At 71.2% G+C, this 26231-nt stretch carries 22 protein-coding genes; 12 read left to right on the top strand and 10 right to left on the bottom strand.

Annotated elements, in window-relative coordinates; genetic code table 11:
* The first annotated feature begins 171 nt into the window (after positions 1 to 171).
* Together ACFYXB_RS28150 and ACFYXB_RS28145 are read left to right on the top strand one after the other, a co-directional pair.
* The gene (locus ACFYXB_RS28150; RefSeq protein ID WP_389587055.1) at positions 172 to 2112 is read left to right on the top strand and encodes a protease pro-enzyme activation domain-containing protein; all 1941 of its coding nucleotides are present in this window, start codon (positions 172 to 174) and stop codon (positions 2110 to 2112) included.
* Between the two features lie 81 nt (positions 2113 to 2193).
* Positions 2194 to 3948: an NAD+ synthase gene (locus ACFYXB_RS28145; RefSeq protein WP_389587053.1), complete on the top strand. Its 1755-nt coding sequence runs from the start codon at positions 2194 to 2196 to the stop codon at positions 3946 to 3948.
* A 173-nt stretch (positions 3949 to 4121) separates the two neighbouring features.
* Here the strand turns inward: ACFYXB_RS28145 and ACFYXB_RS28140 are convergent, their stop codons facing one another.
* The 4 genes from ACFYXB_RS28140 to ACFYXB_RS28125 all read right to left on the bottom strand — a co-directional run bounded on the left by ACFYXB_RS28140 (position 4122) and on the right by ACFYXB_RS28125 (position 8992).
* A complete protein-coding gene (locus tag ACFYXB_RS28140) occupies positions 4122 to 5342 on the bottom strand; it encodes an MFS transporter (RefSeq protein ID WP_389587051.1) in 1221 nt (406 codons plus the stop codon).
* Positions 5343 to 5462: 120 nt separating this feature from the next.
* Positions 5463 to 6500, bottom strand: coding sequence for an endonuclease/exonuclease/phosphatase family protein (locus ACFYXB_RS28135; protein WP_389587049.1), 1038 nt, complete (start codon positions 6498 to 6500; stop codon positions 5463 to 5465).
* A gap of 183 nt (positions 6501 to 6683) precedes the next feature.
* The gene (locus tag ACFYXB_RS28130) at positions 6684 to 7313 is read right to left on the bottom strand and encodes a TetR/AcrR family transcriptional regulator (RefSeq protein WP_389587047.1); all 630 of its coding nucleotides are present in this window, start codon (positions 7311 to 7313) and stop codon (positions 6684 to 6686) included.
* Positions 7314 to 7402: 89 nt separating this feature from the next.
* Positions 7403 to 8992, bottom strand: a complete 1590-nt coding sequence (locus ACFYXB_RS28125) for an MFS transporter (protein WP_389587045.1) — start codon at positions 8990 to 8992, stop codon at positions 7403 to 7405.
* Between the two features lie 210 nt (positions 8993 to 9202).
* On the opposite strand from ACFYXB_RS28125, the gene panB reads away from it, so the two are divergent.
* From panB to ACFYXB_RS28110, 3 genes are all read left to right on the top strand, one after another.
* Positions 9203 to 10069 carry a 3-methyl-2-oxobutanoate hydroxymethyltransferase gene (gene panB / locus ACFYXB_RS28120; RefSeq protein ID WP_351352226.1) on the top strand — a complete coding sequence of 289 codons (867 nt, stop codon included), beginning with the start codon at positions 9203 to 9205 and terminating at the stop codon, positions 10067 to 10069.
* A gap of 152 nt (positions 10070 to 10221) precedes the next feature.
* Positions 10222 to 11253: an ATP-binding cassette domain-containing protein gene (locus tag ACFYXB_RS28115; RefSeq protein WP_389587042.1), complete on the top strand. Its 1032-nt coding sequence runs from the start codon at positions 10222 to 10224 to the stop codon at positions 11251 to 11253.
* Positions 11250 to 12110: an ABC transporter permease gene (locus ACFYXB_RS28110; RefSeq protein ID WP_389587040.1), complete on the top strand. Its 861-nt coding sequence runs from the start codon at positions 11250 to 11252 to the stop codon at positions 12108 to 12110. The genes ACFYXB_RS28115 and ACFYXB_RS28110 overlap by 4 nt, the downstream gene beginning before the upstream one ends.
* Positions 12111 to 12137: 27 nt before the next feature.
* Here the strand turns inward: ACFYXB_RS28110 and ACFYXB_RS28105 are convergent, their stop codons facing one another.
* Positions 12138 to 15620, bottom strand: coding sequence for a BTAD domain-containing putative transcriptional regulator (locus ACFYXB_RS28105; protein WP_389587038.1), 3483 nt, complete (start codon positions 15618 to 15620; stop codon positions 12138 to 12140).
* 165 nt (positions 15621 to 15785) lie between these two features.
* On the opposite strand from ACFYXB_RS28105, the gene ACFYXB_RS28100 reads away from it, so the two are divergent.
* On the top strand, positions 15786 to 16559 hold the full coding sequence (locus ACFYXB_RS28100; RefSeq protein ID WP_389587036.1) for a site-2 protease family protein: 774 nt from the start codon (positions 15786 to 15788) through the stop codon (positions 16557 to 16559).
* Here ACFYXB_RS28100 and ACFYXB_RS28095 read toward each other — a convergent pair.
* The 3 genes from ACFYXB_RS28095 to ACFYXB_RS28085 form a co-directional block, all read right to left on the bottom strand.
* A complete protein-coding gene (locus ACFYXB_RS28095) occupies positions 16544 to 16720 on the bottom strand; it encodes a hypothetical protein (RefSeq protein WP_389587034.1) in 177 nt (58 codons plus the stop codon). The two genes, ACFYXB_RS28100 and ACFYXB_RS28095, sit on opposite strands and share 16 nt — an antisense overlap.
* A gap of 77 nt (positions 16721 to 16797) precedes the next feature.
* Positions 16798 to 17511 (bottom strand): NADPH-dependent F420 reductase, encoded by a 714-nt coding sequence (gene npdG, locus ACFYXB_RS28090; protein ID WP_389587032.1) that lies wholly within the window; start codon positions 17509 to 17511, stop codon positions 16798 to 16800.
* 31 nt (positions 17512 to 17542) lie between these two features.
* Positions 17543 to 18616, bottom strand: coding sequence for an exo-alpha-sialidase (locus tag ACFYXB_RS28085; protein WP_389587031.1), 1074 nt, complete (start codon positions 18614 to 18616; stop codon positions 17543 to 17545).
* A gap of 113 nt (positions 18617 to 18729) precedes the next feature.
* Here ACFYXB_RS28085 and ACFYXB_RS28080 point away from each other — a divergent pair, with 113 nt between their 5' ends.
* Together ACFYXB_RS28080 and ACFYXB_RS28075 are read left to right on the top strand one after the other, a co-directional pair.
* Positions 18730 to 19335, top strand: coding sequence for a hypothetical protein (locus tag ACFYXB_RS28080; protein WP_351352202.1), 606 nt, complete (start codon positions 18730 to 18732; stop codon positions 19333 to 19335).
* 146 nt (positions 19336 to 19481) lie between these two features.
* Positions 19482 to 20765, top strand: a complete 1284-nt coding sequence (locus tag ACFYXB_RS28075) for an MFS transporter (protein ID WP_389587028.1) — start codon at positions 19482 to 19484, stop codon at positions 20763 to 20765.
* Between the two features lie 176 nt (positions 20766 to 20941).
* Here ACFYXB_RS28075 and ACFYXB_RS28070 read toward each other — a convergent pair whose 3' ends face one another.
* Positions 20942 to 21172, bottom strand: a complete 231-nt coding sequence (locus ACFYXB_RS28070) for a hypothetical protein (protein WP_351352196.1) — start codon at positions 21170 to 21172, stop codon at positions 20942 to 20944.
* 78 nt (positions 21173 to 21250) lie between these two features.
* On the opposite strand from ACFYXB_RS28070, the gene map reads away from it, so the two are divergent.
* Together map and ACFYXB_RS28060 are read left to right on the top strand one after the other, a co-directional pair.
* Positions 21251 to 22108 (top strand): type I methionyl aminopeptidase, encoded by an 858-nt coding sequence (gene map, locus ACFYXB_RS28065; protein WP_389587026.1) that lies wholly within the window; start codon positions 21251 to 21253, stop codon positions 22106 to 22108.
* 95 nt (positions 22109 to 22203) lie between these two features.
* A complete protein-coding gene (locus ACFYXB_RS28060) occupies positions 22204 to 22851 on the top strand; it encodes a heme oxygenase (biliverdin-producing) (protein ID WP_389587024.1) in 648 nt (215 codons plus the stop codon).
* 3 nt (positions 22852 to 22854) lie between these two features.
* Here the strand turns inward: ACFYXB_RS28060 and ACFYXB_RS28055 are convergent, their stop codons facing one another.
* The gene (locus ACFYXB_RS28055; RefSeq protein ID WP_389587022.1) at positions 22855 to 23550 is read right to left on the bottom strand and encodes a PhzF family phenazine biosynthesis protein; all 696 of its coding nucleotides are present in this window, start codon (positions 23548 to 23550) and stop codon (positions 22855 to 22857) included.
* Positions 23551 to 23824: 274 nt separating this feature from the next.
* Here ACFYXB_RS28055 and efeO point away from each other — a divergent pair, with 274 nt between their 5' ends.
* On the top strand, positions 23825 to 24964 hold the full coding sequence (gene efeO, locus ACFYXB_RS28050; RefSeq protein ID WP_351352184.1) for an iron uptake system protein EfeO: 1140 nt from the start codon (positions 23825 to 23827) through the stop codon (positions 24962 to 24964).
* Between the two features lie 10 nt (positions 24965 to 24974).
* Complete coding sequence (efeB, locus tag ACFYXB_RS28045) at positions 24975 to 26228, top strand: iron uptake transporter deferrochelatase/peroxidase subunit (RefSeq protein WP_389587019.1); 1254 nt, start codon at positions 24975 to 24977, stop codon at positions 26226 to 26228.
* Positions 26229 to 26231 lie beyond the last annotated feature (3 nt).

Here is a 26231-nt window from a genome sequence, read left to right as displayed (position 1 = left end):
TGACGCTTCCTTGAGCTTCTCTTGACTTTTACGTGCCCCAGGCATGAACGGTTCATCGCAAGAGTGGCCCTCATCGTGTGATCCATTACGGGCCACCTGCCGCCGCGGGCCCCCGGTGGATCGGCGACCACCAACCACTACATGCATGCGAACCGCAATGCAGGGGGTTCTATGAGATCCAACCGCGCCACCACGCGCGTCGGAGTGAGCCTGGCAGCGACACTGCCGATGCTCGCCGGCGCGCTGGCGTTCGGCATACCTGCGGCGCACGCCGCGGACACACCGGGCCGGGACTCGCTCGCGGGCACCAAGCCCGCGTGGGCCACGGCCAGGGCGGACAAGGGCGCCACCTCGAACAGCGCCCAGGTCTCCGCCCGCGTCTACCTGGCCGGCCGGAACGCCTCCGGTCTGGCCGCCTACGCGAAGGCGGTCTCCGACCCGTCCTCGCCGTTGTACGGCAAGTACCTGAGCGCCAAGCAGGTGCAGGCGCGCTTCGGCGCGACCAAGGCCCAGGTGGCCGCCGTCAAGTCCTGGCTGAACGCGGCCGGGCTGAAGGTCACCGAGGTCACGCAGCACTACGTCGCCGTCACCGGTGACGTGGCCGCCGCCGAGAAGGCGTTCGGCACCCAGCTGCACAACTTCGCCAAGGGCTCCAAGACGTACCGCGCGCCGTCGTCGACGGCCTCGGTGCCTCAGAGCCTGAAGGGCGCCGTCCTGACCGTGACCGGTCTGGACAGCGCGCCGCACCGGGCGAGCCACCAGGACCAACTGCCCCCGCCGGACGCCGTGTTCAATAACGCCGGGCCGTTCTCCTCGTACTACGGCTCGAACATCGCGAGCACGCTGCCGGACGCGTACGGCACGAAGATCCCGTACGCCGTCCAGGGTTACACCGGCAAGCAGCTGCGCGCCGCCTACGGTGCGGGCACCGCCACCGGCAAGGGCGTCCGCGTCGCGATCACGGACGCCTATGCCTCGCCGACCATCGGCTTCGACGCGGCCACCTACGCGAACAAGCACGGTGACGCGGCCTGGAAGACCGGTCAGCTGCACCAGGTGCTGCCGAAGAACTACAAGAAGACCGTCGAGTGCGGCGCGGCCGGCTGGTACGGCGAGGAGACCCTCGACGTCGAGGCCGTGCACGCGGTCGCGCCGGCCGCCGACGTCACGTACGTGGGCGCCGCCTCCTGCTTCGACGACGACCTGCTCGACTCGCTCGGCAAGATCGTCGACAACCACCTGGCCGACATCGTCTCCAACTCCTGGGGCGACATCGAGGCCAACCAGACGCCGGACCTGGCCGCCGCCTACGACCAGGTCTTCCAGCTCGGCGCGGTGGAGGGCATCGGCTTCTACTTCTCCTCCGGCGACAACGGCGACGAGGTCGCCCACACCGGCACGAAGCAGGTCGACACCCCGGCCAACTCGGCGTGGGTGACGGCGGTCGGCGGTACCTCGCTGGCCGTCGGCAAGGGCGACACGTACCTGTGGGAGACCGGCTGGGGCACCGAGAAGGCCTCGCTGTCCGCGGACGGCACCAGCTGGACCAACTTCCCCGGCGCGTTCACCTCGGGCGCGGGCGGCGGCACCAGCAGCACGGTGGCGGAGCCCTCGTACCAGAAGGGTGTCGTCCCGAAGGCGCTGGCCACGGCCAACAGCCCGGCCGGCAACCGCGTCGTCCCGGACATCTCGGCGATCGCCGACCCGAACACCGGTTTCAAGGTCGGCCAGACGCAGACCTTCCCGGACGGGTCGCAGCAGTACAGCGAGTACCGCATCGGCGGCACCTCGCTGGCCGCGCCGGTGATCGCGGCCGTCCAGGCCCTGGCCCAGGAGGCCCGGGGCGGCCAGGCCATCGGCTTCGCCAACCCGGTGATCTACGCCAAGTACGGCTCGAAGGCGTACCACGACGTCACGGACAACCCGACGGGCCACGGCCTGGCGGTCGCCCGCGTCGACTTCGCCAACAGCTTCGACGCCGCCGACGGCCTGCTGACCTCGGTCCGCAGCCTCGGGCAGGACAGCTCGCTCAAGGCCGTGAAGGGCTACGACGACGTGACCGGCGTGGGTACGCCCGCGAACGGCTACGTCGAGTCGTTCCGCCGCCACTGACCGGACAGTGAGTGGGGTGGCGTGGGGTGCACCACACCCCGCGCCACCCCATTGCGTCGTACTGACGATTACACTGGGCGCGTGCCTCAACTTCGTCTCGCCCTGAATCAGATCGACTCGCGCGTCGGCGACCTCGCCGCGAACGCCGACTCGGTCGTCCGCTGGACCCGGCACTCCGCCGAGCAGGGAGCGCACCTGGTGGCGTTCCCGGAGATGGTGCTGACCGGGTATCCCGTCGAGGATCTGGTGCTGCGCTCCTCCTTCGTCGAGGCCTCCCGCGCCGCGCTGCGCTCGCTGGCCGCCCGCCTCGCCGACGAGGGCCTCGGGGAGCTGCCGGTGGTCGTCGGCTACCTCGACCGCTCCGAGACCGCCCAGCCCAGGTTCGGACAGCCGGCCGGCGCCCCGCAGGACGCGGGCGCGGTGCTGCACCGGGGCGAGGTGGCCCTGGCCTTCGCCAAGCACCACCTGCCCAACTACGGCGTCTTCGACGAGTTCCGCTACTTCGTGCCCGGCGACACCATGCCGGTGATCCGGGTGCACGGGGTGGACGTGGCCCTCGCCATCTGCGAGGACCTGTGGCAGGACGGCGGCCGGGTGCCGGCGGCGCGCTCCGCGGGCGCGGGCCTGCTGCTGTCCATCAACGCCTCGCCGTTCGAGGTCAACAAGGACGACACCCGTCTTGAGCTCGTCCGCAAGCGCGCCCAGGAAGCGGGCTGCACCACCGCCTACGTCGCCATGATGGGCGGCCAGGACGAGCTGGTCTTCGACGGCGACACGATCGTGGTCGACTCCGCCGGCGAAGTGATCGCACGGGCCCCGCAGTTCGCGGAGGAGTGCATGCTCCTGGACCTGGACCTGCCGGCGGCCGAATCCGCCGCGCCCACGGGGGTCGTCGACGACGGTCTGCGCATCGACCGCGTGGTCCTGTCCGAGGACCCGCTGCCCGCGTACGAGCCGGAGCACAAGGGCGTGTACGCGGACCGCCTGGACGACGCCGAGGAGATGTACTCGGCGCTGGTCGTGGGCCTGCGGGCGTACGCCCGGAAGAACGGCTTCAAGTCCGTCCTGATCGGTCTGTCCGGCGGCATCGACTCGGCGCTGGTCGCCGCGCTCGCCTGCGACGCGGTGGGCGCACAGAACGTGTACGGCGTCTCGATGCCGTCGAAGTACTCCTCGGACCACTCCAAGGGCGACGCGGCGGAACTGGCGCGCCGTACGGGCCTCAACTTCCGCACGGTGTCGATCGCGCCGATGTTCGACGCGTACATGGACTCGCTGGGCCTGACGGGCCTTGCGGAGGAAAACCTCCAGTCCCGGCTGCGAGGCACGCTGCTGATGGCGATCTCCAACCAGGAGGGCCATATTGTCCTGGCCCCCGGCAACAAGTCCGAGCTGGCGGTGGGCTATTCGACGCTGTACGGCGACTCGGTGGGCGCGTACGGCCCGATCAAGGACGTGTACAAGACGTCGGTCTTCCGGCTGGCCGAGTGGCGCAACCGGGCGGCGCTGGAGCGGCGCGAGACCCCGCCGATCCCCGAGAACTCGATCACCAAGCCGCCGAGCGCGGAGCTGCGTCCCGGCCAGGTCGACACGGACTCCCTGCCGGACTACCCGGTTCTGGACGCGATCCTCGATCTGTACGTCGACCGCGACAAGGGCGCTGACGCCATCGTCGCGGCGGGGTTCGATGCGGCGCTGGTGACGAAGACGCTGCGGATGGTCGATGCGGCGGAGTACAAGCGCCGCCAGTACCCGCCGGGCACGAAGATCTCGCCGAAGGGCTTCGGCAAGGACCGTCGGCTGCCGATCACCAACGGCTGGCGCGAGTCGGTGTGAGCGGGGGGCTCCGCCCTGGGACGCCCCTTTTCGCCCACCCGACTCGGTCGGTTGAGAGGCTGGGCCACGTGCGGTTTGTGGTCGGGTGCGGGTTCGATGTGACTGGTCGCGCCCACGCGACGGAGCCGCACATCGATACAGCCCCGCGCCCCTTTCGGGGCGTTGTACAGCCGTCAGGGCTGCAATGCCTCCGCCTGCTCCGGCACATGTCCGGCCACCAACCGCTCCCGGCCAAAGGACAGCGCGCCCCGGCGGCGATCCACCCGGTACGCCACTCCGGCCACGCCAAGACCCAGCGCTGCCAGGGCTGCGCCCGCGACCGCCGGTGACGTCACGCCGAAGCCCGCTGCCAGGGCCAGGCCGCCGATCCAGGCGCCGCCTGCGTTGGCGAGGTTGAAGGCCGCCTGGTTCGCCGAGGACGCCAGGGACGGGGCGGCCGACGCCTTCTCCATGACCATCAGCTGGAGTGGGGAGCCCGTGACGAAGGCGGCCATGCCGAGGAGGGCCACTGCCAGGGCCGCGCTCCACTCCGCCCGCATCAGGACCGGGAACAGCACCAGCACCGCCGCCAAGGACGCCAGCCCGCCGAAGAGCGTGCCGCGCATCGCGTGGTCGGCGAGGCGGCCGCCCAGCAGGTTGCCCGCGGTCGCGCCCACGCCGAACAGCGCGAGGAGCAGCGTGACACTGCCCTCGGTGAAGCCGGCGGCGTCCGTCAGCATCGGCGTGACGTAGCTGTACGCCGCGAACAGGGCGCCGAAGCCCGCCACCGTCGTACCGAGGGCGAGCCAGACGGGAAGCGACCTCAAGGCCGCCAGTTCGCTGCGCAGTCCACCGGTCGGGGCGTGGGTGTGGTCGTGCGGGATCAGCAGGGCCAGCGACGCTATCGCCGCGAGGCCGATGACGCTCACCCCGAGGAAGGTCGCCCGCCAGCCCAGGTGCTGGCCGGTCAGTGTCGCCACCGGGACGCCCGCGACGTTGGCGATGGTCAGGCCGAGGAACATCAGGGAGACCGAGCGGGCCTTGCGTTCGGGGGCGACCATGTCCGTCGCGACGACCGCGCCGACGCCGAAGAAGGCGCCGTGCGGCAGACCGCTCAGGAAGCGGGCGGCCAGCAGGGAGTCGTAGCCGGGGGCGAAGGCGGACAGGGCGTTGCCCGCGATGAACAGGGCCATCAGGGAGATGAGGACCGTGCGTCGGGACAGGCGGGCGGTCACGGCCGCGAGCAGCGGGGCGCCGATCACCACACCCAGCGCGTACGCGGAGACCAGGTGACCGGCGCTGGGGATGGAGACGTGCAGGTCGTCCGCGACGTCGGGCAGCAGGCCCATCATCACGAACTCGGTCGTGCCGATGCCGAAGGCGCCGACGGCCAGGGCGAGCAGGGCCAGAGGCATGGAGTGCCTGTGCCTTTCACGGGGTCGCGGGAGTGCAGGGTCCGCACAGTTTATGTTCACGTACGGAACAAAGCCTCTCAGGCCCAGTATTCCGGCCGGTTAAGTCGGCATTCCGGCGGGTTAAGACGACGTGTCGACCTTCACCCGCGCCGCCACCGGCAGATGGTCGCTGCCCGTGGCGGGCAGGGTCCACGAGCTCTCCGGCTCGATGCCCTTGACCATGATCTGGTCGATCCGCGCCATCGGGAACGACGCCGGCCAGCTGAACCCGAAGCCGCTGCCGGCCGCGCCCTGCGTCGAACGCATCTGGGAGGTCACGGCGTTGAGCGCCCGGTCGTTCATCGTGCCGTTCAGGTCGCCGAGCAGCACGACCTGCTTCTGGGTCTCGCCGGCGATGGCCTCACCGAGCGCGTCGGCGCTCGTGTCGCGCTGGCGGGCGGTGAACCCGGCTTCCATCTTCACGCGGACCGAGGGGAGGTGGGCGACGTACACCGCGAGCGGTCCGTCGGGGGTCGTCACGGTGGCCCGCATCGCGCGCTGCCAGCCCAGCTTGATGTCGACGGCCTTGACACCGGTCATCGGGTACTTGCTCCACAGCCCGACCGTGCCGACGACCGCATGGTGCTTGTACGTCGACGCCAGCGCCCGCTCGTAGACCGGGACCGCGGACGCCTTCAGCTCCTCCAGCGCCACCACGTCTGCACCGGACGCGGCCACGTCACGGGCCGTACCGGCCGGGTCCGGGTTGTCGGCGTTGACGTTGTGGGTGGCCACCACGAGGTTGCCGCCGGAGCCGGTCCGGTCGGTGAGCAGCCCGCCGAAGAGGTTCAGCCAGACGATCGCCGGCAGCAGCACCGCGATCAGCGCGGTCGCCGACCTGCGGACCAGGCCGAGCACCAGCAGCACCGGGATCAGCAGGCCGAGCCAGGGCAGGAAGGTCTCGGTGAGACTGCCGAGGTTGCCCACGGTGTTGGGGATGCGCGAGTGCAGCAGCATCACCAGGGCGAGGAGGATCGCCACGGCCGCGAGGAGGAGGCCACGGCGCCAGATCCGGGGATCGCCGCGCCAGCCGTCGAGCAGGCGCCGGAGTCTGGAGCCCCGGTGCTCGGGCCCCGAGCCGCCGTTGTCCTTCTCCGTCATGTACGCCTGCTGCGCCATACCGTCTGCCTCACTGCCTGCCGTGCACACCGTCTTCCCCCGGGTTACGACCCTAGGGGATGATCGGTTCCGTTCCGCCGTCCCATGACGGCCGTACGGAAGACCAGGACGAACGAGCCCGCACCCTGGGTTCCGGTTACCGCCGGGACGGGCGGGGTCTGTGACAAAACGCGCACATTCGGGCTAGACGTCGGGCGCGCTGACGGGCCGCAGGCCTGCGAGCACGGTGTCGACGATCTGCTCCGGCAGGCCCTCGGGCAGGTCGAGGTCGGAGCGCAGCACGGACCGTACGAGCATGGGGCCGACGAACATGTCGTTGGCCAGCTCGATGTCGACGTCCGCTCGGAGTTCGCCGCCTTGCTGGCCCCGGCGCAGGACCTCCAGGCCCAGATTGCGCCGGGGCGCTATCACGTTCGCGTGGTACGCGGCCCAGAGCTTGGGGCTGCTCTTCATCTGGGCCTGGACGTTGTGCAGGATCGCCGACGACCGGTTGACGAGGCCCCGTTGGCGCAGGGATTCGAGCAGTACGACGAGGTCGTCGCGCATCGAGGTGCCGGGGAGTTCGGGGTCGGGGGGCTCGGCGGCGCGCATGACGTCGACGAACAGTTCCTCCTTGCCGCTCCAGCGGCGGTAGATGGTCGCCTTGCCGACGCCGGCCGTGCGCGCGACGCGCTCGATGGAGAGCTCGGCGAGGGGCACGCCCTCCTCCAGGAGCCTCATCACGCCTTCCAGGATGGCGCGTTCCACGGCCTCGCTGCGCGGGCGCCCCCGGGTGGGAGGGCACTGCTGCGACCGGCTCTCGGCAAAGCTCACGTCACTCCGTCCTTTCGCTGCGCTGCGGGGATTGTCCCGCAGCGCCCTCCTTCCCCCGTGACGCCTCTCCGCCGCTTCGTCCGCCGACTCTAGTCGGCGGCGGCGACCAACTCTTGTTCCTGATTGCCCTCCTGCGGTGCCGGCGGCTTGCCGGGCAGGAACAGCGCCGTCACCACGGCGCCGACGAGTGCGATGACGGTCCCGCACAGCGCGGTGACGTGCATGGCGTGCAGGAAGGCGTCGTTGGCGGGGCCGATCAGGGCGTTGCCCTGCGGGCCGAGCTTGGCGGCGACGCCCAGGGTGGCCTCGATGGACTCGCCGGCGGTGTCCCTCAGGCCGGGCGGCAGCAGGCCGAGCTTGTCCTCGATGCCGCTGCGGTACGCCGTGGCCAGGACCGAGCCGAGCACGGCGATGCCGAGGGCGCCGCCGACCTGGCGGAAGGTGTTGCTGAGCGCGGACGCGGAGCCCGCCTTCTCGCGGGGCAGGGCCTGCATGATGACGACGGAGGTCGGCGTCATGATGTGCGCCATGCCGGTGCCCATGAGGAAGAAGACGACCTCCAGGAACCAGATCGGCGTGTCCGTCTCGAAGGTGGCGAAGACGCCCAGCATCGCGGCGATCAGGATCAGACCGGCGGTCGTGGTCGCCTTGTTGCCGAAGCGGTCCACGACGAGACGGGCGCGCGGCGCGAAGATCATCTGTGCGGCGGCCAGCGGCAGCATCAGCAGTCCGGACTGCAGCGGCGAGTAGCCGCGCACGCTCTGGGTGTAGAAGACCGAGAAGAAGGTCACGCCCATCAGCGCGAAGAACACGAGCGCGATGGCGCTCATGGCGGCCGAGAAGACCTTGTTCTTGAAGTAGCTGACGTCCAGGGACGGGTGGTCGCTGCGCTTCTCGAAGATCACGAAGCCGGCGAGGACGACGACACCGGCTGCAATGGTCGCCAGCACCTTGGCGTCGGTGAAGTCGGCCAGCTCGCCGCCCTTGATGATGCCGTAGACGAGCAGGACAAGGCCGACGACGGACAGTACGACGCCGACGGGGTCGAGCCGGCCGGGCTTCGGGTCGCGCGAGTCGGGCACGAGCCAGACCATCAGCGCGAGCGCGAGGATCACGATCGGCACGTTGATGAGGAAGACGGAACCCCACCAGAAGTGGTCGAGGAGGGCGCCGCCGGTGATCGGTCCGATGGCGATGGCGAGGCCGACGCCGCCCGCCCAGATGCCGATGGCCTTGGGCTGCTCCTCGCGCTCGAAGACGTTCATCAGGACGGCGAGGGTGGCGGGCATGACGAAGGCGGCGCCGAGCGCCATGAGCGCGCGGTACGCGATGAGCTGGCCCGGGGAGCCGGATTCGGCGGCGAGGGCCGAGCCGACGCCGAACACGACGAGCCCGCCGAGCAGGACCTTCTTGCGGCCGAGGCGGTCGCCGATGAGGCCCGCGGTGAACAGCAGGCCCGCGAAGACGAGGGTGTACGAGTTGATGGCCCACTCGATCTCGCTCTGGGTGGCACCCAGCCCGGTCGGAGCCGGCGTGGAGATCGTCTTGATCGCGACGTTCAGGATCGAGTTGTCCAGCACCACGATCAGCAGGCTGAGCATCAGGACGCCGAGGATCGCCCAGCGGCGCCGGTGCACCGCTTCGGGTATCCGGGGGGCGTGGACGGCAGGAGTTGTCATGTGTACGACCCTAGGCTCATTCCGATACGGAACCGTCTCGTATCCTATTTCCTTTGCCGAGACCTTACGCGGCCCCGCGTACGGGAACGCGAGGCCGCGCAAGGGATCACACGGGGGGTCCTCTGGCCCCGTCCGGCAAGGGATGCCACCATGGAGAGGATCCGGGGACGCCGTCAGGGCGCCTCGAGATGACCTGAAGGAGCCGTTGCTATGACGCAGCTTCCGGCTGCCCAGACGAAGCCCTCCGACGGCAGCAAGGCGCTGTACGGGGGCAAGGGCACGCGCCGCATCACGGTCCGCGACATCGCCCTCGCCAAGGAGCGGGGCGAGAAGTGGCCCATGCTCACCGCGTACGACGCGATGACCGCGTCCGTGTTCGACGAGGCCGGGATCCCGGTGATCCTGGTCGGCGACTCGGCGGGCAACTGTCACCTCGGGTACGAGACCACCGTGCCCGTCACCCTCGACGAGATGACCATGCTGTCCGCGGCGGTCGTGCGCGGCACCCAGCGCTCCCTGATCGTCGCCGACCTGCCCTTCGGCTCCTACCAGGAGGGCCCGGTGCAGGCGCTGCGCTCGGCGACCCGGCTGGTCAAGGAGGCCGGCGTCGGCGCCGTGAAGCTGGAGGGCGGCGAGCGCTCGCACGACCAGATCCGGCTGCTCGTCGAGTCCGGCATCCCGGTGATGGCCCACATCGGCCTGACCCCGCAGTCCGTCAACGCCATGGGCTACCGCGTCCAGGGGCGCGGCGAGGAGGCTGCCCAGCAACTGCTGCGCGACGCCAAGGCCGTGCAGGACGCGGGCGCGTTCTCAGTGGTCCTCGAGCTGGTTCCGGCGGAGCTGGCGGCCGAGGTGACGCGTGTGCTGCACATCCCGACGGTCGGCATCGGCGCGGGTCCGGAGACGGACGCGCAGGTCCTGGTGTGGACGGACATGATGGGGCTGACCTCGGGTCGCGTCCCCAAGTTCGTCAAGAAGTACGCCGACCTGCGCGAGGTCATGGGCAACGCGGCGAAGGCGTTCGCGGAGGACGTCGTGGGCGGGACGTTCCCGCTGGAGGAGCACTCGGTTCACTGAGCTGCTCCGTCCACTGAGCCACTGCGGAAACACCACGGACAGCCCCGCCGATCTTCCCCCGTCGGCGGGGCTGTCCCCCTTTCTTTTGCTTGTCGGCGCTTTGTAGGCGCCCTGTCGGTGGTTTGTCGGTGGGGGCTGGCACTGTCCTTCCCATGACGCGAACCGACAAGAACCCAGGCGGCGAGAGCCACGCAGTGACCGTGCGGGGGCTGGTCAAGCACTACGGCGAGACCAGGGCGCTGGACGGTGTCGACCTCGATGTGCGCGAGGGCACCGTGATGGGTGTGCTCGGGCCGAACGGTGCCGGCAAGACCACCCTCGTACGCATCCTGTCCACCCTGCTCGCCCCGGACGCCGGCCAGGCGACCGTGGCCGGATACGACGTCGTACGGCAGCCGCGGCAGCTGCGCCGGGTCATCGGACTCACCGGTCAGTACGCGTCGGTCGACGAGAAGCTCCCGGGCTGGGAGAACCTGTACATGATCGGGCGGCTGCTCGACCTGCCCCGCAAGGAGGCCCGTAAGCGCGCCGACGAGCTGCTGGAGCGGTTCTCGCTGACCGAGGCCGCGCGGCGCCCGGCGTCGACGTACTCCGGCGGTATGCGGCGGCGGCTCGACCTGGCCGCGTCGATGATCGGACGGCCCCAGGTGCTGTTCCTGGACGAGCCGACGACCGGTCTCGACCCCCGTACCCGCAACGAGGTGTGGGACGAGGTCAAGGCCATGGTCGGGGACGGGGTCACCGTCCTGCTGACCACGCAGTACATGGAGGAGGCCGAGCAGCTCGCCTCCGAGCTGACCGTCGTGGACCGGGGCAAGGTCATCGCGGGCGGCCGTATCGAGGAGCTGAAGGCCCGGGTCGGCGGGCGCACGCTGCGGGTGCGGCCCGCCGATCCGCTGGAGCTGCGCCCGCTCGCCGGGATGCTGGACGAGCTGGGCATCACCGGGCTCGCCGCCACGACGGTGGACAGCGACAGCGGCACGCTGCTGGTGCCGATCCTCAGTGACGAGCAGCTGACCGCGGTGGTCGGCGCGGTCACCGCGCGCGGCATCACCATCTCCTCGATCGTCACCGAACTGCCCAGCCTGGACGAGGTGTTCCTGTCCCTCACCGGCCACCGCGCCAGTGCCCCGCAGGACGACGCCGCGTCGCACACCGACACCCGTGAAGAGGTCGCCGTATGACCGCCCACCCGTCTCCCACCGCCACCCTGCCCGAGGCGCTTCGCGCCGCCCCTTCAATCGCTGTATCTCCGACCGACGGCCGCATCCCGCTGCGCTCGCACCTGCGCCACACCGGTGCGCTCATCCGCCGCAATCTGCTGTGGATCCGCCAGGACCCGGAGTCGATGTTCGACGCGCTGCTGATGCCGGTCGTCTTCACCCTGCTGTTCGTGTACGTCTTCGGCGGCTCGATCGGGCAGGCGCTGGGCGGCGGACAGCAGGGGTATGTGCAGTACGTGATCCCCGGCATGATCTCGATGATGAGCATGACGCTGTCCCAGAGCGTCGGCACCGGCTTCAGCCAGGACTTCAACTCCGGTGTCATGGACCGGTTCCGGTCGCTGCCGATCGGGCGCGGCTCGGTGCTCTTCGCGAAGATCGCGGTGGAGCTGGCCCGGATGCTGTTCGCGACGGCGGTGCTGATGGTCGTCGCCGTGCTGGTCGGATTCGACATCACCAACTGGCTCGGTCTGTTCGCCGCCGTGGGGCTGTCCGCGCTGTTTGCCTCGTCGATCATGTGGGTGTTCCTCACCCTCGGCGTCGTCCTGAAGAACGCGCAGTCCGTGCAGGCGATGGGCTTCCTGGTGCTGTTCCCGCTGCAGTTCGGCTCGTCGATCTTCGCGCCGACCAAGTCGATGCCGGGCTGGCTCCAGCACTTCACCGACTACAACCCGCTGTCCACGCTCGCGGACGCGGCCCGTGGGCTCATGGTGGGCGGTCCCGTCGCCCACGACCTGTGGGTGACGGTGGCCTGGTCGGTGGCGATCACCGCCGTGATGGGGCCGGTCGCCATCCACAAGTTCCGTACGAAGAGCTGAGGTTCGGGAGCCGTGCGGCTCCGTGACTCAGACCAGGGCGGTGGCCTCCGCGAGGGAGAGGCCACCGCCCTCGGCGTACGCGGTGTCGTACGCGGCACCGTCGAGCCCGGCCCGCACCCGGGTCTCGGCCAGGTCCCACACCCGGCGTTCGAGGGTGGAGACGACGTGGCCGGACGGCCGCAGGGCCTCGGCGGCGCCCAGACAGCGGGCGGCGTCGGCGGCGCGGCCCGCGCCGTCGCGACCGGCCAGGGCCGTCGCGGCGACGGTCAGGCAGATGGCGTTCAGGTGCGGGGTGATGGCCTGGGCCAGCGGGTCGCCGGCGTACCGCAGCGCCGTGCGGATCCGGTCCACGGCGTCCTCGTCCCGCCCGTCGAGGGCTTCCACCAGGGCCTCCTGGGCGAGGATCATCGCATCGAAGACGATGAAGTGCGCGATCTTGAACTCCTCGCGCAGGAGCCGGAGTTGTTCGCGTGCGTCGGAGAGCCGGCCGGTCAGGACGAGCCAGCAGGTGAGGAACAGCCGGGCGGCGGGCATGCCCTCGTTGTGCGTGCCGTCGTTGGCGGCGAGGACCTCGCGCAGCAGGCGTTCGCCGCGCTCCCCCTCGCCGGCCTCGAGGAGCACCGCGCCGAGGCGGGCGCCTAGGATGGCCAGCTGGGCGCGGGCGCCGAGGCGTTCGGCGTGATCCATGGCGGCCCGGTAGTCGACGGCGGCCGACTGGTACTCGCCTTTACGCTCGTGCGCCTCGCCGCGCGCGGACAGCGCCTCGGCGGTGCCCCACTCGTCGCCGAGGCGGGTGAAGATCTCCAGTGACTCGTCGGCGTCGCGGCCCGCGTCGCCCGCCCAGGCGGTGCGGTTGGCGAGGAGGTTGGCGCGCAGTTGCAGACAGCCGGCCAGCTCCCACTCGAAGCCGGGGGTGGCGCGGCAGGTCTCGACACAGGCGTCGATGATCTCGGTCAGCCGCTCCGAGCCGCCGGTGAGCATGACGGCGTAGAACCAGACCAGGCCCGGGGACCGGCAGGTCTGCGGCATTCCCGGCTCGTACGTCTGGGCGACGGCCCGCAGCTTGGCCTGCGCCTCGGGGGTCTGCCAGCGCTCCATGTCGGTGTCCATACAGGCGAGATGGGCGAGATGGACACCGCGCCGGGCCTCGGTGAGGAGTTCGCCGGTGAGCGGGGGCGGGCTGTCGGTGCAGCGCTCCCACACCGGCCGGGCATGGCGGACTGGCTCGGTGAAGGGGTCCGGGCCCAGGTTCATGGCCTCCTGGCACCAGTTGCGGGCCTCGATGCGCAGGTCGCGCATCTGCCAGTACCAGACGAGGGAGAGGACCAGGCAGAGCGCCTCCTGTTCGTCACGCTGGGCGACGGCGTGCCGCAGGGCCGTGCGCAGGTTCTCGTACTCCAGCTGGAACCGTTCCACGGCGGCGCGCTGGCCGTGGCCGCGCAGCAACGCGTCGGTGGTGCGGGCGAGTTCGCGGAAGTAGGTGAGGTGAGCGCGCTCGGCCGCCGCCCGCTGTCCGGACTCGTCGAGGCGTTCGGCGGCGTACTCGGCGACGGTCTCCAGGAGCCGGTAGCGCATCGCGCCGTCGGGTCCGGGGGCGGCCACGACGAGGGACTTGTCGACGAGGGAGCCGAGCGCGTCGAGGGCGACCAGGCCGCAGACGGCCTCGGTGGCGGCGAGGTCGCAGCCGCCCGCGAAGACCGACAGCCTGCGCAGGACGTCCCGTTCGTCCTCGTCGAGCAGGTCCCACGACCAGTCGACGACGGCGCGCAGCGTCTGCTGGCGGGGCAGCAGCGTACGGCTGCCGGAGGTGAGCAGCCGGAAGCGGTCGTCGAGCCGGTCGGCGATCTGGCGCGGAGAGAGCATGCGCAGGCGGGCGGCGGCGAGTTCGATGCCGAGGGGCAGTCCGTCGAGCCTGCGGCAGATCTCGGCGCAGGCCGCGGCGGTCTCGTCGTCGGCCTCTATACGGAAACCGGGCCGGGCCGCCGCGCCGCGGTCGGCGAGCAGTCGCAGCGCGACCGGCTCGGGCAGCGGCTCCACCGGGCGCAGCAACTCCCCCGGCACGCCGAGGGGTTCGCGGCTGGTGGCGAGAACGGTGAGGCCGGGGCAGCGCTCCAGGAGCCGCTCGACCAGACGGGCCGCCGCGTCCACCACGTGCTCGCAGTTGTCGAGCACGATCAGCATGCGGCGTCTGGCGCAGTGTTCGACGAGGCGCTCGACGGGGTCGTCGTGCCGCTCGGAGACGGCGCGCATGCTCTCGGCGCCGGCGCCGTGCAGCACGGTCTCACGGGCGCCGAGCGCGGTGAGTACGGCCTCCGGTACGGCGTCCGGGTCGTCGACGGGCGCGAGCTCGGCCAGCCAGACCCCGTCCGGTGCGGCATCCCGCACCCCCTCGGCGACCTCCTGGGACAGCCGAGTCTTCCCGGCCCCACCGGGCCCGAGCAGGGTGACGAGCCGGGCGGTCGCGAGGTCGTCCCGGATGGCCAGCATGTCCGTTTCCCGGCCGACGAAGGAGGTGAGGCGGGCGGGGAGGTTGCCGGGGCGGGGGGTGGTGGGGGCGGCTTCGGGATGGGACGGGGCGCCGTTGGTCGGGGTGGCGCCGTTCGCCCGGGCGGGAGCGCCACCGGGCACAGGTTCTGGGCGGTACGCGGCGCCGTCAGCGGGGGCGGTGGGACGGACGGGCTCAGTGGGTCCGGTCGGCCCGGTCAGCCCAGCGGGCGGCGCGGTCGGCTCCGTCGCCTCATCCGGCCCGGTGGGCGCCGTGGGCCCGGTCCGGGTGATGGGCTTCGTGGTCAGCAACTCCGCGTGCAAGGACCTCAGTTCCGGTCCCGGGTCCGTGCCGAGGCGGTCCGCGAGCAGGTGGCGTACGTCCTCGTAGGCGGCCAGTGCCTCCGCTGTGCGGCCCGCGTCGCGCAGGGCGCGCAGGCGCAGGGTCTGGAGGGGCTCGTCCAGGGGGTGGCTGTCGCACAGGGCCGTGAGCTCGGGCAGGGACTGTTCCACGTGGCCGAGGGCGAGGGCCGCCGTGTGCCTGGCGCGCAGGGCGTCGAGGCGGCGGGCGTCCAGGCGGGCCGTCTCGGCGGTGCGGTCGGGCAGGTCGGCGAGGGCGGGGCCGTGCCACAGGGCGAGGGCGTCGTCGAGGACGGCGGCCGCCTTGGCGGGGTCGCTGTCGGCCAGGGCGCGCAGGCCGTCGCCGGTCAGCCGCTCGAAGCGGTGCAGGTCGATGTCGTCGGGGGCAGCGGCGAGCCGGTAGCCCCCGTCCACGGAGGCGACGGCGTCGGCGCCGAGTGCCCGGCGCAGCCGTCCGACCAGTGCCTGCAGCGCGCCGGTCGAGTCGGCGGGCGTGTCCGCGCCCCACACCTCGTCGACGAGCAGCCCCACGGGCACGGCCCGGCCGGGCCTGAGGGCCAGCACGGTCAGCAGGGCACGCAGCCGCGCCCCGCCCACGGGAACGGCCGTGCCGTCGGGGCGGAGTGCCTGGGTGGTGCCGAGGATGCGGTAGCGCACGGGGTCCATTGTCTCCGGTGGTGTCGGAACGGGTCACGGGGTTACGGCGGCGCGGCGGCAGGGCTTCCCACACACCACCTTCCTAGGAACCGAACACCGGCCGCGAGACGTTTTCCCCGTGCGCCCGGTACGGTCGGGCACGCCGTCCGCCCTCGGTCCACAGGAGCCCCGCCCATGACCACCGCCACCACCACCAGCCGCCACAGTGACCGGCGGGTCAGTCCCGTCTTCGTCGGGATCCTGGCCGTCACCGCCGTCGCCGGGTGGGCCACCTGGACCGGGTTCGCCGAGCAGCCGGGCGTCGCCGTGTTCCTGTTCGTGACGGCGGCCTGGATCGTGTCCCTGTGTCTGCACGAGTACGCGCACGCGCGCACCGCCCTGCACAGCGGCGACATCACGGTCGGCGCGAAGGGCTACCTCACGCTGAACCCGCTCAAGTACACGCACGCCCTGCTCAGCATCGTGCTCCCCGTGCTCTTCCTGATCATGGGCGGCATCGGTCTGCCGGGCGGCGCCGTGTTCATCGAGCGCGGCCGGATCCAGGGGCGGTGGCGGCACAGTCTGATCTCGGCCGCGGGGCCCCTGACGAACGTGCTGTTCGCCGCCGTGTGCACCGCGCCGTTCTGGCTGCACGCATTGGACGGCGTGCCGCTGGAGTTCCGGTTCGCGCTCGCCTTCCTCGCCCTGCTCCAGGTCACGGCGGCGATCCTGAACTTCCTGCCGGTGCCGGGCCTCGACGGCTACGGCGTGCTCGAGCCGTGGCTGTCGTACAAGGTGAAGCGCCAGGTCGAGCCGTTCGCGCCGTTCGGCCTGCTGTTCGTGTTCGCGCTGCTGTGGCTGCCGGCGGTCAACATCGCGTTCTTCGACATGATCGACGCGATCCTGCGGGGTCTCGGGGTCAGCGAGGCCTACACGTTCGCCGGCCGGCAGCTCTACCGGTTCTGGTAGGAGGCCCGGCCGCGCTTGACGTAGTACCACGTCATGTTGGACGACAGCCCCGCGAGCAGTATCCACACGATGCCCAGCCAGCTGCCCTGGACGAAGGAGACGATCGCCGCGGCCACGGCGAGGACGCAGACGACGAGGGTGTAGAGGGCGAGGCGGGGCATGTCGGTCGGCTCCTGTCGGGGGGACACTGCTGGGCACTGATAAGCACGGTTTGCGGCCACCAGTGTCCCCCATGCGCTCATACGTCCGTGACGCGGAGCCCGGCGTGTGCCTTGTAGCGGCGGTTCACGGAGATCAGGTTCGCGACCAGCGACTCCACCTGGTGGGCGTTGCGCAGCCGGCCCGCGAAGATGCCGCGCATGCCCGGGATGCGTCCGGCCAGCGCCTGGACGATCTCCACGTCGGCGCGCTCCTCACCCAGGACCATGACGTCGGTGTCGATCTCCTCGATCTCCGGGTCCTCGAGGAGAACCGCCGACAGATGGTGGAAGGCGGCCGTCACCCGCGAGTCCGGCAGCAGGGCCGCGGCCTGTTCCGCCGCGCTGCCCTCCTCCGGCTTGATCGCGTAGGCGCCCTTCTTGTCGAAGCCGAGCGGGTTGACGCAGTCCACGACGAGCTTGCCGGCCAGTTCCTCGCGCAGGGACTCCAGCGTCTTGCCGTGGCCGTCCCAGGGCACGGCGACGATCACGAGGTCGCTGCGGCGCGCGGTCTCGGCGTTGGCATAGCCCTCGACGCCGTGGCCGATCTCCTCGGCGGCGGCCTGTGCGCGCTCGGCGGCCCGGGAGCCGATGAGCACCTTCTGGCCGGCCCGGGCGAGCCGATAGGCGAGGCCCTTGCCCTGCGGGCCGGTGCCGCCGAGCACGCCCACGACGAGTCCGGAGACGTCGGGCAGGTCCCAGGGATCCTTGGCGGGGGCCTTCGCGGGCTGCTGTGCGCTGTCGTTAGAGGTCATGGGCCGACTCTACGTCCGCTCCCCCGCCTGATCAGGTCAGGTCCGCCACCGGGACCCGGCGGAAGGTGATCGTCTCGTAGGCGCTGAAGTCACCGGTCTCGTAGAGGAGTCCGACGGTGTCCCGGTCGACGCGGACGAGGTCGGAGTAGGCGGCGGGCAGTCCGTCGGCCGTGTGCACCGGGCGCCAGGTGGTGCCGCCGTCGGTGGAGGCGCGGAGGGTCATGAGGGCGCGGAAGCGGGCGTCGCCGGGGCCGGAGCAGAGGAGCAGGTCGGGGTCGCGGAGCTGGAGGACGCTCGCCTGGCAGACGGGGGCGGTGAGGCCGGCCTGCGGGCGGAAGGGCTTGACGAGCGTGCGCCCGCCGTCCGCGGAGTGGGCGTCGGCCCGGTTGCCGGGGGAACGGGAGTCGGTGCGGGTGTTGAAGTAGACGCGGCCGTCGGGGAGTTCGGCGGCGGTGGTCTCGTTGACGTTGATGTATCCGTCGGTGCCGTCGTCGAGGTAGCCGAGGTCCCAGGTCTCACCGCGGTCGTCGCTCAGCAAGCAGTGGCCGCCGTGGTGGTGGGGCTCGGTGCCGGTGTCGGTGCCGGTGGGCGGCACGGAGTGGTTGCCGGGGACGACGACGCGGCCGGTGCTCAGCTGGATCGCGTGGCCGGGGGTGGTGGCGTACCAGCGCCAGCCGGGCCGCTTCACCGACTCGGTGATCTCCCTCGGCGCGGACCAGGTGACGCCGTCGTCGTCGCTGTGCCGGACCCACACCCGGCGGCCGTCGGCGGGCGCGATCTCACCGCGCAGGATGGCGGCCTCGGTGGCGTGGGCGGCGGCGCGGACGTGGACGAGCAGGATGCGGCCGGTGTCGAGGACGACCGGGGCGGGGTTTCCGGCGAGGTCCGGGGCGCCGGGCGCGGCGACCTGGAGCGGGCCCCAGGTGCGGCCGCCGTCCGTGGAGCGGCGCAGCACGATGTCGATACGGCCGTGGTCGGCGGCGGAATCGACCCGGCCCTCGCAGAAGGCCAGCAGGGTGCCGGCGTGCGAGGCGACGACCGCCGGGATCCGGTAGCTCGCGTAGCCCTCGCTGCCCGCGCGGAAGGGGACGGTGACGTCGGTCATGCGGCGGCTCCTCATCGGTCCTGAGCTCAAGTGACCGTTGTCTTTCCCCGTGGCGGGCGAATTCGCGGTGAACTCGGCGTCAAGAGTGGCCGGTTGCGGCAGGATGCGGTCGTATGGATGCCGTACGGGTTGCGCTGCTGCGCGAAGTGCTCGCCGGGACCGAGTGGTTGGGGTCGACGCGGCGGTTCGCCGGGGTGCTGCGCGGGTCCGTGGTGGCGCACGGGGGCGGGCTGCTGCTCGTGGGCACGCCGGAGTACGAGCCGTGGCATCTGGCGGCGCATCTGGTCGACGAGGCCGCATGGTCGGGAACGCCGGAGCTGGCGCCCACTCTCGTACGGCACGACGCGCGCCCCTCGGATCCGGCGCACCTGGCCGTCGGGCCGGGGCGGCTCGGGGCGGCACGGCGCGGGGAGACGCTGCTGGTCGTGGCCCCGGTTCCGGCCTCGGAGCCCGCGCCGCTCCTCGAGCGGGTGCACGACGCGCGGCGGGCCGGGGTGACGGTGCTGGCCCTGGGGTCCGGTGACGGCGACCTGGCCACGATGGCGCACGAGACGCTGGCCGTGCCGGAGGGGGCGGAGCTGGACCTCGACACGGTGCAGCACCTGGTGAGCGCGGCGGCCGGCGAGAACGGAAGCTCTCCGAGAGCTCGCCGACGCTTCCGTGACCGTCTGTCCCGCCTGGCGGAAACACTGACGGCACCGCCGCCTGCCCCTTGGTGACTTGCCCCCCGACTTGGCCGGTTCCCTGCCTTCGGCAGAACAGCCACGAAGCCCGACGTGGCCGACGCGGGCGGGACCCCGGCGGCTGACCGGCCGCGCGAAAAACGTTTGCCCCACCGTCTCCCCCCGTCCGACCATGAACCCTCGTGACCACCCGTGCCCTTCTCCCCGATCTCGCTCCCTGGCGGGCCTCCGGTGACTTCCGGAAGTTGTGGGTCTCGGGGCTCGTCACCAACTTCGGCAGTTTCCTCACGTTCGTCGCGCTGCCGGTGCAGGTGAAGGAGCTGACCGGGTCCGCGGCGGCGGTCGGGGCGATCGGGGCCGTGGAGCTGGTGCCGCTGGTGGTGTTCGGGCTGTACGGCGGGGCGCTCGCAGACGCTCTGGACAAGCGGAAGCTGATCGTGTGGACGGAGGCCGCGCAGGGTCTGCTGAGCGCGCTACTGCTGCTCAACGCGCTGCTGCCGCGGCCGGTCGTCTGGCCGCTGTACGTCGTCGCCGCCCTCTCCTCCGCCGTCGGTTCGGTCCAGCGCCCGGCGCTGGACTCGCTGTGGCCCCGGATCGTGGCGCACGAGCAGCTGCCCGCCGCCGCAGCGCTGAACTCCCTGCGCTGGACGGTCGGCGGCGTCGCGGGCCCAGCGCTCGCCGGTGTCGTCGTGGCGTACGCCGGACTCGGCTGGGCGTACGCCGCCGACCTGTTGACCTTCGTCGTGTCGGTCGTCCTGATCGTCGGCATCGCCCCCGCCCCCGCGTCCCACGAGGCCGCGAAGCCGTCGCTGAGCGCGATCGTCGAAGGCGCCCGGTACGCCTGGAGCCGCAAGGAGCTGCTCGGCACGTATGTCGTCGACATCGCGGCGATGCTGCTCGCGATGCCGCTGGCCGTACTGCCGTTCCTCGCGGACGAGCTGCACGCAGAGTGGTCGCTGGGTCTGATGTACGCCACGATCCCCGCCGGGGCGCTGCTGGTGAGCCTGACCAGTGGGTGGGCCTCGCGGGTCCATCGGCACGGGCTGATGGTGGTCGTCGCGGCCGTGCTGTGGGGCCTGTCGGTGGCCGCCGCGGGCGCCGTCGCCAATGTGTGGCTCGTGCTGCTGTTCCTGACGATCGGCGGCGGCTGCGACATGGTCAGCGGGATCTTCCGCGCCGCGATGTGGAACCAGACGATCCCGGACGAGCTGCGCGGCCGGCTCGCCGGGATCGAGCTGCTGTCGTACTCGGTGGGGCCTCAGCTCGGCCAGGTCCGCGCGGGCGGCTTCGCCGCGTGGCTGGGCGTACGGGCCTCCGTCTGGTCCGGCGGGGTGCTGTGCGCGGGTGCGGTGGGGTTGCTGGCGCTGTGCCTGCCGAAGCTGATGACGTACGACGCGCGGACCAACGAGCACGCGGTACGACGGCGGGAACAGCACGCGGCCGCCACAAAAGCGGTAAAGGGCTGACCGGCCCCGTCGGTCACCGTCGGTCGAAGTCAGCCGCCGCAGGCCGGCGTCGGCCGTCGTCGGGCGCCATCAGTCGCCGCCGGCCAGTCGCCGGTCGCCGACCGGTCGCCGGCCGGCGTCAGCTGCCGTCGGTCGCTCGCCGGTCGTCGGTCGCTGTCAGCCATCGCTGGTCGTCGTCAGTCGTCGTCGGAGTCCCGGGCCGGGGCGTCGTGCCAGCGTGGGTCGTTCTCCCACTCGAGGTTCCGCTCGCGGGCGGTGTCCATCGCGTGCTCGGCCTCCGCCCTGGTGGCGTACGGCCCGAAGCGGTCCTTGGCCGGGCACTCCGGCCCTTCCTCGACCTTCTTGTGTTCCAGGCAGTAGTACCACTCGCCGGGCTTGGCGACCGTCCGCTTCTTGAACAAGGGCATGGTCTGCTCCTCTCGCCGGCGATCGCCACCGATCGCCACGGACATGTTCCCCCATGCCCGCTGGTTAGACTCGCTTGCATGTCAGGCCAGTCGCTGCTCGTACCAGGAGAGCTCTCTCCCACCCGTTCGGTACCCGGAAACATCCGCCGCCCCGAGTACGTCGGCAAGCCCGCGCCGACGCCGTACACCGGCCCGGAGGTGCAGACGCCCGAGACGATCGAGGCGATGCGTGTCGCCGGGCGGATCGCCGCGCGGGCGATGGAGGAGGCCGCGAAGATCATCGCGCCGGGCGTGACCACGGACCAGCTGGACAAAGTCGCCCACGACTACATGATCGACCATGGCGCCTACCCGTCCACGCTGGGCTACCGCGGCTTCCCCAAGTCGCTGTGCACCAGCGTCAACGAGGTCATCTGCCACGGCATCCCGGACTCGACGGTGCTGCGGGACGGCGACATCGTCAACCTGGACGTGACCGCGTACATCGGCGGGGTGCACGGCGACAACAACGCGACGTACCTGGTCGGGGACGTGGACGAGGAGTCGCGGCTGCTGGTGGAGCGGACCCGGGAGTCCCTGAACCGGGCGATCAAGGCGGTCAGGCCGGGCCGGCAGATCAACATCATCGGCCGGGTCATCGAGTCGTACGCCAAGCGCTTCGGCTACGGCGTGGTCCGGGACTTCACCGGCCACGGCATCAACGCGTCCTTCCACTCCGGGCTGATCATCCCGCACTACGACAGCCCGCACGCGACGACGGTCATGCAGCCGGGGATGACCTTCACGATCGAGCCGATGCTGACGCTGGGGACGCACGAGTACGACATGTGGGACGACGGCTGGACGGTCGTGACCAAGGACCGCAGGCGGACGGCCCAGTTCGAGCACACGCTGGTGGTGACGGAGACGGGCGCGGACATCCTCACCCTGCCCTGACCAGCCCTGATCGTGTACTGAGCCCGCTCTCAGGTGAGGGCGGGCTTTGTCTTGTACGCTTTTACCGACAGAGTGTCGGCAAAAAAGGTGGCCGCATGCAGTCCTTCTCGACAGTCATCCGTACCGCGTCCCACGAGCAGCACGTGGTGGCGGAAACCTCGACGTTCATGAGCGACCTGCTCGGCGGCAGGCTCGGCGTGGACGCGTACGCGCGATATACGGAGCAGCTGTGGTTCGTGTACGAGGCGCTGGAGGCCGGGGCCGAGCGGCTGGCGTCGGACCCGGTGGCCGGGCCCTTCGTCCGGCCGGAGCTGTACCGGCTCGCCGCGCTGGAGCGGGACCTGGCGCATCTGCGGGGGCCGGGCTGGCGGGCGGGACTGAGCGCCCTGCCGGCGACCGAGGCCTACGCGGACCGGGTGCGGGAGTGCGCCGAGCGATGGCCCGCGGGGTATGTCGCGCACCACTACACCCGCTACCTCGGCGACCTCTCGGGCGGGCAGATCATCCGCGACCGGGCGGAGAAGGCATGGGGCTTCGCCAAGAAGGGCGACGGGGTCCGGTTCTATGTGTTCGAGGAGATCCCCAACCCCGCCTCGTTCAAGCGGAGTTACCGGGAGCTGCTGGACGCGGTCGCCGCCGATGAGCTGGAGAGGCAGCGGATCGTGGCCGAGTGCGGGACGGCGTTCGCGCTGAACACCGGGGTGTTCAGCGCCCTGGGTGACGAGTTTCCGCTGAGTGCCTAGCCCTCAGGACTCAGGCTGGCGCTCCAGGAACACCCGCCCGCCGACCTCCACCCACCCCTGCGGCTGCGGTGCCGTCAGGATCTGGGAGCCCGCGCCCTGGCGGATGTTGAGCGCGCGACCCAGGCGGTCGGTGAGGAGCAGGGCCGCCGCGCCGGTCGCCTCGTCCTCCTCGATCCCGTCGTCACGGCCCGGGAAGGCGCGGGCGCGGACACGGCCGGCGGCCTCGTCCTCCCAGGCCCAGGCATATGTCCTCCCCCAGACTTCGTCCGGGGGGACCCCCATCTCGCTTCGCTCACCGGGGGGCGGCACCGTCAGCGCGTCCACCTCGGCCGCCGTGGCGTACTGACGCAGGGTGCGCGGCGGGACCCACTCCGGGCGGGCCTCGATCCAGCTGAACTCGCCGTCCAGACGGGCACCGACGACACCGGCGGGCGTGACCAGTTCGGGCACGTCCAGGAGCCAGGCCGCGCCGACGCAGGGGTGCCCGGCGAAGGGCAGGCGCAGGGTGGGGGTGTAGATGTCGATGACCCCGCGCTCGGGGTCGTCCACGAACACGGTCTCACTGAAGCCGAGCTTCGCGGCGAACGCCTGTCGCGCGCCCCGGTCCGCCAACACCGAGCCGTCGCGGACGACGCCGAGCTCGTTGCCGTATCCACCGTTCGGCGCGCAGAAGACACGCAGCACGTCGTAGTCAGTCACGGGGGCATTCAAACACCACGGCCTCCGCAAGTGCGTCCCAGGCGGGGGCGCCGCCAGGGATGCCGGACCCTCGCCTCCCGCTGCCCCGCGGTGCCGGCCACCCTTCCCCCTGACTCCGCCTTGCCGTTCATTGGCGTCCCTTTTGAGCCGTCGAGATCAAGCCGAGTCTGTGATCTTTTCGTGAGAACTGATTCACGACCCCGAGGGGTGTAGGTGAGGTAAGCCTCAGGTAAGTTAGGGCAGCCTCACCACACCGTTCCCGCTTGGAGCCCGTATGCGAGCCGTCCGACTTACCGTCACCGCCGCCGCCACGGTGGCCGCCCTGACCGCCATCACGGCCTGCACGGCGAAGAGCGACGCCAAGGACGGCGACGCCATCAAGGTCACCGCCGCGGACTCCACGTGCGAGACGTCCGCCAAGTCGGTCCCGGCCGGGCAGGTCACGCTGCAGATCGAGAACAAGGGGTCCAGGGCCACCGAGGTCGAGATCCTGTTCCCCGACGACCGGATCGTCTCCGAGAAGGAGAACATCGGCCCGGGCACCAAGTACACGCTGACCGCCGAGGTGAAGGCGGGCTCGTACGAGATAGCCTGTGTCCCGGGCATGAAGGGCCGCGGCGTGCGGCAGAAGCTGACCGTCACCGGCGGCTCGGCCGCCGCCAAGCGGGACCCGCAGCTGGACAAGGCGGTAGCCGACTACCGCGAGTACGCGCAGGAGCAGGCCGACGCGACGCTGCCGCTCGTCGGGACCTTCGTGAAGGCCATCAAGGACGGCGACCTCGCCGCCGCCCAGAAGGCGTACGCGCCCTCGCGCCTGGGCTGGGAGCGCACCGAGCCGGTCGCCGAGTCCTTCGGTGACATCGACCCCAAGGTCGACGTCCGCGCGGACGGCCTGGAGGACGGCCAGAAGTGGACGGGCTGGCACCGCCTGGAGAAGGCCCTCTGGCAGGACAAGAAGATCGGCGACGAGGAGAAGACCCTCGCCGACCAGCTGGTGACGGACCTCAAGGACTGGCAGGGCCGGGTCGGCAAGGCCGAGATCACCCCGACCTCCATGGCCAACGGCGCCAAGGAGCTCCTCGACGAGGTCGCCACCGGCAAGGTCACCGGCGAGGAGGACCGCTACTCGCACACCGACCTGGTCGACTTCAAGGGCAACGTCGAGGGCGCCCAGAAGGCGTACGAGCTGCTCAAGCCGGTCGCCGCGAAGAACGACTCGGCCCTCACCACGGAGTTGGACAAGCAGTTCGGCGCCCTCAACACGCTGCTCGACAAGTACCGCGCCGACAAGACCTCGTACGACTTCGTGTCGTACGACAAAGTCACCAAGGACCAGCGCAAGGAACTGTCGGACGCGGTGAACGCGCTCGCCGAGCCGCTGTCCAAGCTCGCCGCCGCCGTCGTGACGAAGTAGGGCCACCACCATGACCGAGACCCAGGCAAACGATTCCCCCTCGCGTCGCGCGCTGATCGGCTGGGGCGGGGCCGGGCTCGCGCTCGGTGCCGCCGCGGCCGGCGGCACGGTCGCGATGACCAAGGTCGGCAACGACGTGGACCCGGCCGCCGCCGAGACGGGCGGCGCGGTGGAGTTCCACGGCGCCCACCAGGCGGGCATCGCCACGCCGGTGCAGGACCGGCTGCACTTCGCCGCGTTCGACGTGAAGACCGAGGACCGCGCCGAGTTCATCCAGCTGCTGAAGGACTGGACGGCGGCGGCCCGCCGGATCACCGCCGGGCAGGCGGTAGGCGAGGGCGCGTACGGCGGGCTCGCCGAGGCGCCGCCGGACGACACCGGTGAGGCCCTCGGCCTCAAGCCCTCGCGGCTGACGCTGACGATCGGCTTCGGACCGTCCCTGTTCGAGAAGTTCGGCCTCGCGGACAAGCGGCCTGAGGCCCTGGTCGACCTGCCCAAGTTCCCCGGTGACAACCTGGACCGGACCCGCACCGGCGGCGACCTGTGCATCCAGGCCTGCGCGGACGACCCGCAGGTCGCCGTGCACGCCATCCGCAACCTGGCCCGCATCGGCTTCGGCAAGGTCGCCATCCGCTGGTCGCAGCTCGGCTTCGGCAAGACCTCGTCGACCACGCCGGACGCCCAGACGCCGCGCAACCTCATGGGGTTCAAGGACGGCACCCGCAACATCGCGGGCACGGAGACGGACCGGCTGAAGAAGTTCGTGTGGGTCGGGGACGGGGACGGTCCCGGCTGGATGGCAGGCGGCTCGTACCTCGTCGCCCGGCGCATCCGCATGAACATCGAGACCTGGGACCGGACCTCGCTGCAGGAGCAGGAGGACGTCTTCGGCCGTGACAAGGGCGAGGGCGCTCCGGTCGGCAAGGCCAAGGAGCACGACGAGCCGTTCCTGAAGGCGATGAAGCCGGACGCGCACGTGCGGCTCGCGCACCCCGACTCCAACAACGGGATCACGATCCTGCGCCGGGGCTACTCCTTCACCGACGGCACGGACGGCCTCGGCCGCCTCGACGCCGGTCTGTTCTTCCTGGCCTACCAGCGCGACGTCCGTGAAGGCTTCATCCCGCTCCAGCGGCAGCTGTCCGCCATGGACGCGCTCAACGAGTACATCCAGCACGTGGGTTCGGCCGTGTTCGCCGTCCCGCCCGGCGTCCGGGACAAGGACGACTGGTGGGGCCGCACGCTGTTCTCCAAGGAGGCGTAGCCC

The organism is Streptomyces sp. NPDC002619 (assembly GCF_042889305.1).
Taxonomy (GTDB): Bacteria; Actinomycetota; Actinomycetes; order Streptomycetales; family Streptomycetaceae; genus Streptomyces.
This window is presented reverse-complemented; position numbering and strand designations above follow the sequence as displayed.

Excerpts from the sequence above, each read along its gene's own strand:
- ACFYXB_RS28150 (WP_389587055.1), top strand. The coding sequence starts at position 172 with ATGAGATCCAACCGCGCCACCACGCGCGTCGGAGTGAGCCTGGCAGCG.
- ACFYXB_RS28140 (WP_389587051.1), bottom strand. The coding sequence starts at position 5,342 with ATGCCTCTGGCCCTGCTCGCCCTGGCCGTCGGCGCCTTCGGCATCGGC.
- ACFYXB_RS28135 (WP_389587049.1), bottom strand. The coding sequence starts at position 6,500 with ATGGCGCAGCAGGCGTACATGACGGAGAAGGACAACGGCGGCTCGGGG.
- ACFYXB_RS28125 (WP_389587045.1), bottom strand. The coding sequence starts at position 8,992 with ATGACAACTCCTGCCGTCCACGCCCCCCGGATACCCGAAGCGGTGCAC.
- panB (WP_351352226.1), top strand. The coding sequence starts at position 9,203 with ATGACGCAGCTTCCGGCTGCCCAGACGAAGCCCTCCGACGGCAGCAAG.
- ACFYXB_RS28115 (WP_389587042.1), top strand. The coding sequence starts at position 10,222 with ATGACGCGAACCGACAAGAACCCAGGCGGCGAGAGCCACGCAGTGACC.
- ACFYXB_RS28110 (WP_389587040.1), top strand. The coding sequence starts at position 11,250 with ATGACCGCCCACCCGTCTCCCACCGCCACCCTGCCCGAGGCGCTTCGC.
- ACFYXB_RS28105 (WP_389587038.1), bottom strand. The coding sequence starts at position 15,620 with ATGGACCCCGTGCGCTACCGCATCCTCGGCACCACCCAGGCACTCCGC.
- ACFYXB_RS28100 (WP_389587036.1), top strand. The coding sequence starts at position 15,786 with ATGACCACCGCCACCACCACCAGCCGCCACAGTGACCGGCGGGTCAGT.
- ACFYXB_RS28095 (WP_389587034.1), bottom strand. The coding sequence starts at position 16,720 with ATGCCCCGCCTCGCCCTCTACACCCTCGTCGTCTGCGTCCTCGCCGTG.
- npdG (WP_389587032.1), bottom strand. The coding sequence starts at position 17,511 with ATGACCTCTAACGACAGCGCACAGCAGCCCGCGAAGGCCCCCGCCAAG.
- ACFYXB_RS28085 (WP_389587031.1), bottom strand. The coding sequence starts at position 18,616 with ATGACCGACGTCACCGTCCCCTTCCGCGCGGGCAGCGAGGGCTACGCG.
- ACFYXB_RS28080 (WP_351352202.1), top strand. The coding sequence starts at position 18,730 with ATGGATGCCGTACGGGTTGCGCTGCTGCGCGAAGTGCTCGCCGGGACC.
- ACFYXB_RS28070 (WP_351352196.1), bottom strand. The coding sequence starts at position 21,172 with ATGCCCTTGTTCAAGAAGCGGACGGTCGCCAAGCCCGGCGAGTGGTAC.
- map (WP_389587026.1), top strand. The coding sequence starts at position 21,251 with ATGTCAGGCCAGTCGCTGCTCGTACCAGGAGAGCTCTCTCCCACCCGT.
- ACFYXB_RS28060 (WP_389587024.1), top strand. The coding sequence starts at position 22,204 with ATGCAGTCCTTCTCGACAGTCATCCGTACCGCGTCCCACGAGCAGCAC.
- efeO (WP_351352184.1), top strand. The coding sequence starts at position 23,825 with ATGCGAGCCGTCCGACTTACCGTCACCGCCGCCGCCACGGTGGCCGCC.
- efeB (WP_389587019.1), top strand. The coding sequence starts at position 24,975 with ATGACCGAGACCCAGGCAAACGATTCCCCCTCGCGTCGCGCGCTGATC.